The organism is Falsiroseomonas sp. RANM36, from assembly GCF_056682175.1.
Window position 1 is genome coordinate 1,613,962 of the sequence record NZ_JBWXTD010000003.1, and the last position, 8,370, is coordinate 1,622,331.

The 8,370-nt window shown below is 70.3% G+C and carries 8 protein-coding genes; 6 read left to right on the top strand and 2 right to left on the bottom strand.

What is annotated here, in order from left to right; genetic code table 11:
• The 4 genes from pufM to AC1MIR_RS12675 all read left to right on the top strand — a co-directional run.
• Positions 1–960 (top strand): photosynthetic reaction center subunit M (gene pufM / locus AC1MIR_RS12660; RefSeq protein WP_480028508.1); only part of this gene is annotated, 960 nt, incomplete at its 5' end.
• Entirely contained in the window at positions 957–2,105 is a 1,149-nt protein-coding gene (pufC, locus tag AC1MIR_RS12665) for a photosynthetic reaction center cytochrome PufC (RefSeq protein ID WP_480028509.1), read from the top strand. The genes pufM and pufC, both read left to right, overlap by 4 nt.
• An 80-nt stretch (positions 2,106–2,185) precedes the next feature.
• A complete protein-coding gene (locus AC1MIR_RS12670) occupies positions 2,186–2,623 on the top strand; it encodes a YqaA family protein (RefSeq protein WP_480028510.1) in 438 nt (145 codons plus the stop codon).
• A gap of 13 nt (positions 2,624–2,636) precedes the next feature.
• Positions 2,637–4,145, top strand: a complete 1,509-nt coding sequence (locus tag AC1MIR_RS12675; protein WP_480028511.1) for a phytoene desaturase — start codon at positions 2,637–2,639, stop codon at positions 4,143–4,145.
• A 3-nt stretch (positions 4,146–4,148) separates the two neighbouring features.
• On the opposite strand, the gene crtD is transcribed toward AC1MIR_RS12675, so the two are convergent.
• Together crtD and AC1MIR_RS12685 are read right to left on the bottom strand one after the other, a co-directional pair.
• Positions 4,149–5,672 (bottom strand): 1-hydroxycarotenoid 3,4-desaturase CrtD, encoded by a 1,524-nt coding sequence (crtD, locus tag AC1MIR_RS12680; protein ID WP_480028512.1) that lies wholly within the window; start codon positions 5,670–5,672, stop codon positions 4,149–4,151.
• A 14-nt stretch (positions 5,673–5,686) separates the two neighbouring features.
• Positions 5,687–6,433, bottom strand: coding sequence for a hypothetical protein (locus AC1MIR_RS12685; RefSeq protein WP_480028513.1), 747 nt, complete (start codon positions 6,431–6,433; stop codon positions 5,687–5,689).
• Between the two features lie 109 nt (positions 6,434–6,542).
• Here AC1MIR_RS12685 and AC1MIR_RS12690 point away from each other — a divergent pair, with 109 nt between their 5' ends.
• Positions 6,543–7,964 carry a cytochrome P450 gene (locus tag AC1MIR_RS12690; protein WP_480028514.1) on the top strand — a complete coding sequence of 474 codons (1,422 nt, stop codon included), beginning with the start codon at positions 6,543–6,545 and terminating at the stop codon, positions 7,962–7,964.
• A partial coding sequence (locus AC1MIR_RS12695; RefSeq protein WP_480028515.1) for a hypothetical protein occupies positions 7,961–8,370 on the top strand: 410 nt, incomplete at its 3' end. The genes AC1MIR_RS12690 and AC1MIR_RS12695, both read left to right, overlap by 4 nt.

Sequence of the window (8,370 nt, forward strand, 5' to 3'; positions counted from 1 at the left end):
CCCCCCCCCCCCCCCCCCCCCCCCCCCCCCCCCGGGCGGCGCCCCCCCGCGGCGCCCCCCCCCCCCCCCGGGGAAGGCGGGGGCGGGTTCGTCCACCTGTTCGGCCGCTTCGGCGATGCGCAGGTCGGGCCGATCTACCTCGGCGTCATGGGCGTCGTGTCCATCTTCTTCGGCACGCTGGCCTTCCTGATCATCGGCCTGAACATGCTGGCCTCCGTGCAGTGGGACATCGTGCAGTTCGTCCGCCAGCTGTTCTGGCTGGCGCTGGAGCCGCCGCTGGCGCAGCACGGCCTCCGCTTCCCGCCGATGCGCGAGGGCGGCTGGTGGCTGGTGGCAGGCTTCTTCCTGACGATCTCCATCCTGCTGTGGTGGGCGCGCACCTATCGGCGGGCGCTGCAGCTCGGCATGGGCACGCATGTCGCCTGGGCCTTCGCCGCGGCGATCTGGCTGTATCTCGTCCTCGGCTTCATCCGGCCGATCGCGATGGGCAGCTGGAGCGAGGCGGTGCCCTTCGGCATCTTCCCGCATCTCGACTGGACCGCGGCCTTCTCGATCCGCTACGGGAACTTGTTCTACAATCCGTTCCACGCGCTCTCGATCGTCTTCCTCTACGGTTCCGTGCTGCTCTTCGCGATGCATGGCGCCACCATCCTCGCGCTCGGGCGCTACGGCGGCGAGCGTGAGATCGAGCTGATCGTGGATCGCGGCACGGCGGCGGAGCGTGGCATGCTCTTCTGGCGCTGGTGCATGGGCTTCAACGCCAGCTTCGAGAGCATCCATCGCTGGGCCTGGTGGTTCGCGGTGCTGTGCCCGCTGACCGGCGGCATCGGCATCCTGCTCACCGGCACGGTCGTGGACAACTGGTACCTGTGGGCTGTCGAGCGCGGCTTCGCGCCGGAATACCCGCAACTCTGGGCGCCGATCTCCGATCCGGCCCTGGTGCAAGGAGCGCCGCGATGAGGCCTATCAAGCTCAGCTGGACCTGGCAGGCGCTGCTCGCCATCGCCGCATTGCTGGTCGGCTATGTCGTGGTCACCAGCTTCGAGCGGCCGCCGGTCAGCACCGCGCAGATCGGGTATCGCGGCGTCGCGATGGAGCAGCTGCAGAATCCGCGCACCGTCCGCCAGGTGGCCGCGCGGAACGTCCTGCCCGAGGCGCAGCCGGCCGCGGATCCGCCGGCCGACGACGCCGACAAGGCCTCGGCCGTCTACCAGAACGTCCAGGTGCTCGGCGACCTCAGCGCGGCGCAGTTCAACCGCCTGATGGTCGCGATGACCGAATGGGTGGTGCCGCAGCATATCCGGGACAACCCGGACAGCGGCGCCGGCTGCGCCTACTGCCACAACATCGAGAACATGGCCTCGGACGAGAAATACACCAAGGCGGTCGCGCGCCGGATGCTGCAGATGACGCGCACCATCAACGAGGACTGGACGACCCATGTCGCCCAGACCGGCGTCACTTGCTACACCTGCCATCGCGGGAATGCCGTGCCGGCGAATACCTGGACGACCTTCACCGACAATCGCTCGGGCCTGGTCGGCCCGACCGGCCAGAACCGCGTGGCGCCGGCGGCGAACCTGTCCTCGCTGCCCTACGATCCGTTCACGCCCTTCCTGCTGGGCGACCAGGACATCCGGAACCAGAGCACCACCTGGCATCCGCGCACCAACCCTGACGACATCCGCATCAGCGAGTGGACCTACTCCCTCATGGTGCACATGTCGCAGGGGCTCGGCGTGAACTGCACCTTCTGCCACAACAGCCGCGCCTTCGCGAACTGGGAGCAGAGCCCGCCGCAACGGCTCACCGCCTGGCACGGCATCCGCATGGCGCGCGCCGTGAACACCACCTACATGCAGCCGCTCTCGCAGACATTCGCGGCGCATCCCTGGGGCCCCGAGCCATTCATGAACGGCCCGCGCCGCGTCGGCGAACTGCATGGCGACGCGCAGAAGGTGAACTGCGCCACCTGCCACCAGGGCGTGAACAAGCCGCTGCTCGGCCAGCCGATGCTGCGGGACTATCCGGAACTGAACATGGTGAACCGGGCGCCGCCCCGCACTGCCGCGGCGGAGCCCGCCGCGCAGGCCTCCCGCAACTAGGGATGCCGCGCGCATGAAAGGCTGCCGGCCGGCGCGCCCTTGCAGGGGCACGCCGGCCGCGGCACATCCGGGCGCCGCCCATGACGACGCTCGCGACCTATCTCGGCCTCTTCGCAGCCGCCCTTGGTGCCGCCTCCATCCTGCCGATGCAGTCGGAGCCGCTGCTGGTAGCCCTGCTGATCCTCGGCGATCAGCCGCCCTGGGCGCTGGTGGCGGTCGCCAGCCTCGGCAACACGCTCGGTTCCTGCCTGAACTGGCTGCTCGGCCGCTGGGTCGAGCATTACCGCGACCGGCGCTGGTTTCCCGTGCCGCGCGACAAGCTTGCGCAGGCGGAGGGCTGGTATCACCGCTGGGGGCGCTGGTCGCTGCTGCTGAGCTGGGCTCCGATCATCGGCGACCCGCTGACGGTCATCGCCGGGGTGCTCCGCGAGCCCTTCTGGAGCTTCCTGTGCCTGGTCGCCATCGCCAAGACCGGCCGCTACGTGGTGCTTGCGTTGGTCACGCTCGGCTTCGCTTGAACGGAGGCCTGTCATGCTGGATGCGATGACCGATCCACGCCCGCATGCGGTGGTGATCGGCTCCGGCTTCGGCGGCCTGGCCGCGGCGGTGCGGCTCGGCGCGCGCGGCTGGCGGGTGACCGTGCTCGAGAAGCTCGATGCGCCGGGCGGCCGCGCCTATGTGTTTCGCCAGGACGGCTTCAGCTTCGATGCCGGCCCCACCATCATCACCGCGCCCTACCTGCTCGAGGAGCTGTGGGAGCTCTGCGGCCGGCGGATGAGCGACGACGTCACCCTGCGCGCGATGGATCCCTTCTACCGCATCCGCTTCGACGACGGCACGGTGATGGCCTGCTCGGCGGATGCCGAGGCGACGCGCGCCGAGGTCGCCCGCATCGCGCCCGAGGACCTGCCCGGCTTCGAGCGCTTCATGCGCGACAGCGAGGCGATCTACCGCGTCGCCTTCGGTGAACTGGCGGACAAGCCCTTCCACAGCTTCGGCGCGCTGCTGCGCGCGGCGCCGGACATGATCCGCCTGCAGGGCTACCGCACGGTGTTCGGCAAGGTGGGCGACTATTTCCGCAACCCGAAGCTCCGCATCGCCTTCAGCTTCCATCCGCTGCTGATCGGCGGGAACCCGATGACGACAACCGCGTACTACTGCCTGATCGCGCATCTGGAACGCATGCATGGCGTCCACTACGCGATGGGCGGCATGGGCGCGCTGGTGAACGGCATCGCGGGCCTGATCGACGGCCTCGGCGGCCGCATCCGCTGCAACGCGGAGGTGGTCGAGATCCTGGCGGAGGGCGGGCGCGCCACCGGCGTGCGCCTGGCCGATGGCGAGCGCATCGCCGCCGACATCGTGGTTTCCAACGCGGATGTCGGCTGGACCTATTCGAAGCTGCTGGCGAAGCATCCGCGCCGGCGCTGGACGGATCGCAAGGTGGCGCGCGCGCGCTACTCCATGAGCCTCTTCGTCTGGTATTTCGGCACGAACCGCAGGTTCGACGACGTCTATCACCACACCATGGTGCTCGGCCCGCGCTACGAAGGCCTGCTCGACGACATCTTCACCCGCAAGCACCTCTCCGACGACTTCTCGCTCTATCTGCACCGTCCGACGATGACGGACCCGTCGCTTGCGCCGCCGGGCTGCGATGCCTTCTATGTGCTGTCGCCCGTGCCGCATCTCGGCAGCGGCGTGGACTGGAGCGCGCAGGCCGAGCCCTATCGCGCCGCGATCCAGAAGCGGCTTGAGGACACGGTGATGCCCGGCCTGGGCGAATCCATCGTCACCTCCCGCATGCTGACCCCGCAGGATTTCCGCGACCGCCTGCTGTCGGTGAACGGCGCCGCCTTCTCGCTGGAGCCGCAGCTGTTCCAGAGCGCCTGGTTCCGCCCGCACAACCGCAGCGAGGAACTGGAGGGCCTGTATCTGGTCGGCGCCGGCACGCATCCCGGCGCCGGTGTGCCCGGCGTGATCAGCTCCGCGCGCATCCTGGATCAGCTTGTGCCGGAAGCCGTCGCCTATCGGCGCTGAACGTCACGCCGGCGCCGGCAGCCGCACCGGCCGGCGCGCGTCGCCCGCGAAATCCTCCAGCACGCGCGCGGCCGCCAGCCGGCCCGACATCGCCGCCATCGGGATACCCGCGCCCGGATGCACAGAGCCGCCCGCGCAATAGAGGCCCGGCAGCCGCGTGACGCCGCCCGGGCGCGCGAAGGTGCCCGTCGCGCCATGTCCGGCGCGGCCGTAGAGCGCGCCGCCGGACGCCGGGAACAGCGCATCGAAGCCTGTTGGTGTCGTTGCCGTCGCGTCGTCCAGCGCCACCTCCAGGCCGCAGGCCCGCAGCAGGTCGAGCGTGCGCTGCGTGAGCGCCGAAAGCTCCGGCACGAAGTCGCGCGTGTCGCCATCGGGCGGCGCGTTGATCAGCAGCAGAAGCCGCTCGACCGCGCCGGGCGCCACCTCGCCCACGCCGCGATCCTGCGCGCAGAGATAGACGGTGGGCGCGGCGCAGATGCCGCGGCGGCGGAAGATCGCGTCGAATTCTTCCGCGTAGTCCTCGGCGAAGAACACGTTGTGGTGCAGCAGCGGGAAGCCCCGGGTCGGCGCGTTCACGCACCAGGTCACCGCGGAGAGCGAGCGCGCGGCATCGGGCGTGTCCGGCGCGGCGGGGCGCGCCTGCTGCCCCAGCATCCCGCGCGCCAGCGCCGCGACATCGCCGTTGAACACCACGGCATCGGCGGCGATCTCCTCGCCACCGGCGAGCCGCACGCCGCAGGCCCGGCCCTCGCGAACCAGGATTTCCGCCACCTGCGCGCCGAAGCGGAAGCGCGCGCCCTGTCGCTCGGCGAGCGCCTGCAGCGCCTGCGCGACCCGCACCATGCCGCCGCGCACGAGCCACACGCCGTCCTGCTCGACATGCGCGATCAGCATCAGCGTCGCCGGCGCCAGGAAGGGCGAGCAGCCGGTGTAGGTGGCGTAGCGCCCGAACAGCTGCCGCAATCGTGCATCGCGGAAATGGTCGCCGAGCGCGGACCACATGCTGCGCCAGGGCGCCGTGCGCCACAGCGCATCCAGCCGCCCCCAGCCGACGCGCTGCACCAGCGCCAGCGGGGAAGGGCGCTCGGCGGCGATGAAGCTGCCGACCAGGGTGCGGTGGATGTCGGCGCTGCGCGCGACGAAGTCGCGATAGCCCTGCGCCTCCGCGGCGCCGGCGAAGTCGCCGATCGCCTCCGCCGAGCGGTCCACATCGGCGAAAAGGTCCAGCCGCCCGCCCTCAGTGCCCCCTTGGCGCCAGGCATGGCGCGCCAGCGTCTCGGCGGGAACCAATGAAAGGAAATCTCCGAGGCTTTCGCCCGCATCGGCGAACAGACCCTCGAAGATCCAGCGCATGGTGAAGACGGTGGGGCCGGCATCCACGCCCTGCAGCTGGCGCATCTTGCCACCGGGCGTCGCGGCGCGCTCCAGCACCGTCACATCGGCGCCGCGTCGCGCCAGATCCACCGCCGCGGAGAGGCCGCCCATGCCGGCGCCGATCACCAGCACGCGGTCGCGGCGGCGGTTCATGCCGCCATCCATCGTCAGGCCGCCTGCGCCACTTCGCCGCGGCGCCGCTGCTTCGCCGCACGCTCGATCGCCAGCCGGTGCCAGATGATGATGACAAGCCCGACGCTCAGCGGGATCGCCCACATCACCGGGTGCAGCGCGAGTTCCGGGAAGACCCGCACCGAGCCGAAGGCCATGAAGGCCGTGTAGACGCTGATGCCGGCACCGACGAGCGCCTTCACATGCTCCTTCAGCCAGTCCTCGCGCGTCGGGTTGTCCTTCGCCAGGAACCACAGGTTGGTCGCCCCCGTGGCCACCCCCACCACCGCCAGTCCGATCAGCAGCTTCTCCCCCATCATCCAGCCCTGGAAGGCGCAATTCAGGGATGTCGCGATGACGATCCACTGCCAGGCATACATCGCGCGCGTGCGGTTCAGCTCCTGCCGGCCGCGGTTGCGCACCAGCATCCAGCCATACCAGGTCAGGTTGATCGTGAGCGTGGAGGCGCAGAGCATCAGGTGGCCGAAGAAGCCCCGCACGAACACCTCGTCGAAGCGGCCGACCAGCTGCGGATGGGTGCCCATCGGGTCGATCAGCGACAGCAGGCTCATGCCCAGCGCGAAGACGCCGGTGCAGAGCAGCGCGAGCGTGAACACCTGCCCCCAGCGCCGGTGGTTCACCCCGCCCTTCCGCCCGATCACCGGCACCCAGAAGGCGATGGCCCCCGTCGCGCCCGAGAGGATGTGGGCGATGACCAGGGTATGGAAGATCAGCAGTTCCATCGCCGTCCTCGCACCGACGAAGTGACAATGCCACTTGACACTTTCGGCTGTAAAGCAGCGGAATGCACGCGGGTGTTGGCAGCGGCAGGGGCAGCCCGGGCAGGACGGCATGACCGACGCGCCGATCATCGAGGAATCTCCGCCCCGCCGGGCCGGCGCCGATGGCTGGGCGCCCTTCGTGCCGCCCTACACGCCGCCCTGGCCGGCCTTGCCCTCGCTGGTGCGCGCCATGCTGCGCGGCGATGGCGACCTGCTCTCGCTGCTGCCGCGCGAGGCCTATCACATGAAGATCGGCCCGCTCGGCTATTCGCGGCGCTCTATCGTGGTGGTGAACGAGCCGGCGATGGTGCGCCATGTCCTGGCGGACCCGGATGGCATCTTCCCGAAATCCGACCTCATGGTGCACGCGCTGGAGCCGCTGATCGGCGACAGCATTTTTGTTTCGTCGGGCGCGACGTGGCGCAGGCAGCGCAAGGTGATCGACCCGGCGCTGTCCATGATGCGGGTGAACCGTGCCTTCCCGGCGATGGAGGCCGGTTGCAGCGACGCCGAAAGCGAATACGACCGTCACGCGGAACACGGCACGGCCTTCAGCCTCGACCTGGCGATGAGCCACCTGACGGCCGACATCATCTGCCGCACCGTCTTCACCACCACGCTGCAGAGCAAGACCGCGCATGACGTCTTCGACGCCTTCACCGAATTCGAGCGGCGCGTGGCGCAGGTGGAGATCCGCCGCCTGATCTGGGACAAGGCCTGGACGAAGGCGCCGCAGAAGGCGCCGGTGCTGGAAGCCTGCGCCGTCATCCGTGCCCGCATCGGCGACCTGCTGGACACGCATCTCGAAGCCGGCGCGAGCTTCGACGACATCGCCCAGGCGGTGATCGAGGCCCGCGACGACCTCGGCGCCCGCGCCTTCACGCGGGAGGAGCTGATCGACCAGCTTGGCGTGCTGTTCCTGGCGGGGCACGAGACCTCCGCCAGCGCGCTCACCTGGGCCTTCGCCATCCTCGCCACGCAGCCCGCCCTTGTCGCCCGGCTGCGTGCCGAGGTGGAGGAGGTGACCGGCGGCGGCCCGATCGAATTCCACCACATCAAGCGCCTGACGCTGACGCGCAACGTCTTCCGGGAGACGCTGCGGCTCTACCCGCCGATCACCTTCCTCCCGCGCGTCGCGAACGAGGCGACGTCGCTGGACGGTTATCGCCTCAAGAGGGGCGCGCTGGTGATGGTGGCGCCCTGGGTGCTGCACCGCCACCGCCTCTACTGGAAGGACCCGAACCGCTTCGACCCGGACCGCTTCCTGCCGGAGCGGGAGGACGAGATCACCTCGGGCGCCTACATCCCCTTCGGCATCGGCCCGCGCATCTGCGCCGGCGCCGCCTTCGCCACCATCGAGGCGACGCTGCTGATCGCGCGCATGTTCCGCCGCTACGACTGGACGCTGGAGGCGCCTGACCGCATCCGCCCCGCCGCGCGCCTCACCACGCGTCCCGTCGAACAGGTGATGTGCCAGGTGAGGATGGCGTGAGCGGCACCGTCCTCGTCACCCTCGGACGCCTCCCGAAGGGCCTCGACATCTGCCGCAGCTTTTCCGCGCATGGCTGGCGCGTCATCGTGGCGGAACCGCATGCGCGCCATCTCTGCGGCGCCTCGCGCAGCGTCGCGCGCAGCGTCCGCGTGCCGCCGCCGGTCGAAGGCAAGCGCGCCTATCTCCAGGCGCTGGCGGGGGTCGCGCGGTCGCACGGCGCGGATCTCGTCGTGCCGGTCTCGGAAGAAGCGCTGCACGTCGCCTTCCTGCCGCAGCTGGCGCCGGAACTGCCGGTGCTCGCCATGCCGCCGGGCACGATGCTCGCGCTGCATCACAAGGGCCGCTTCACGGAGGTTGCGCGGGAGGCGGGCGTCGCGGTGCCGGAGACGCACCCCCTCGGCACCGC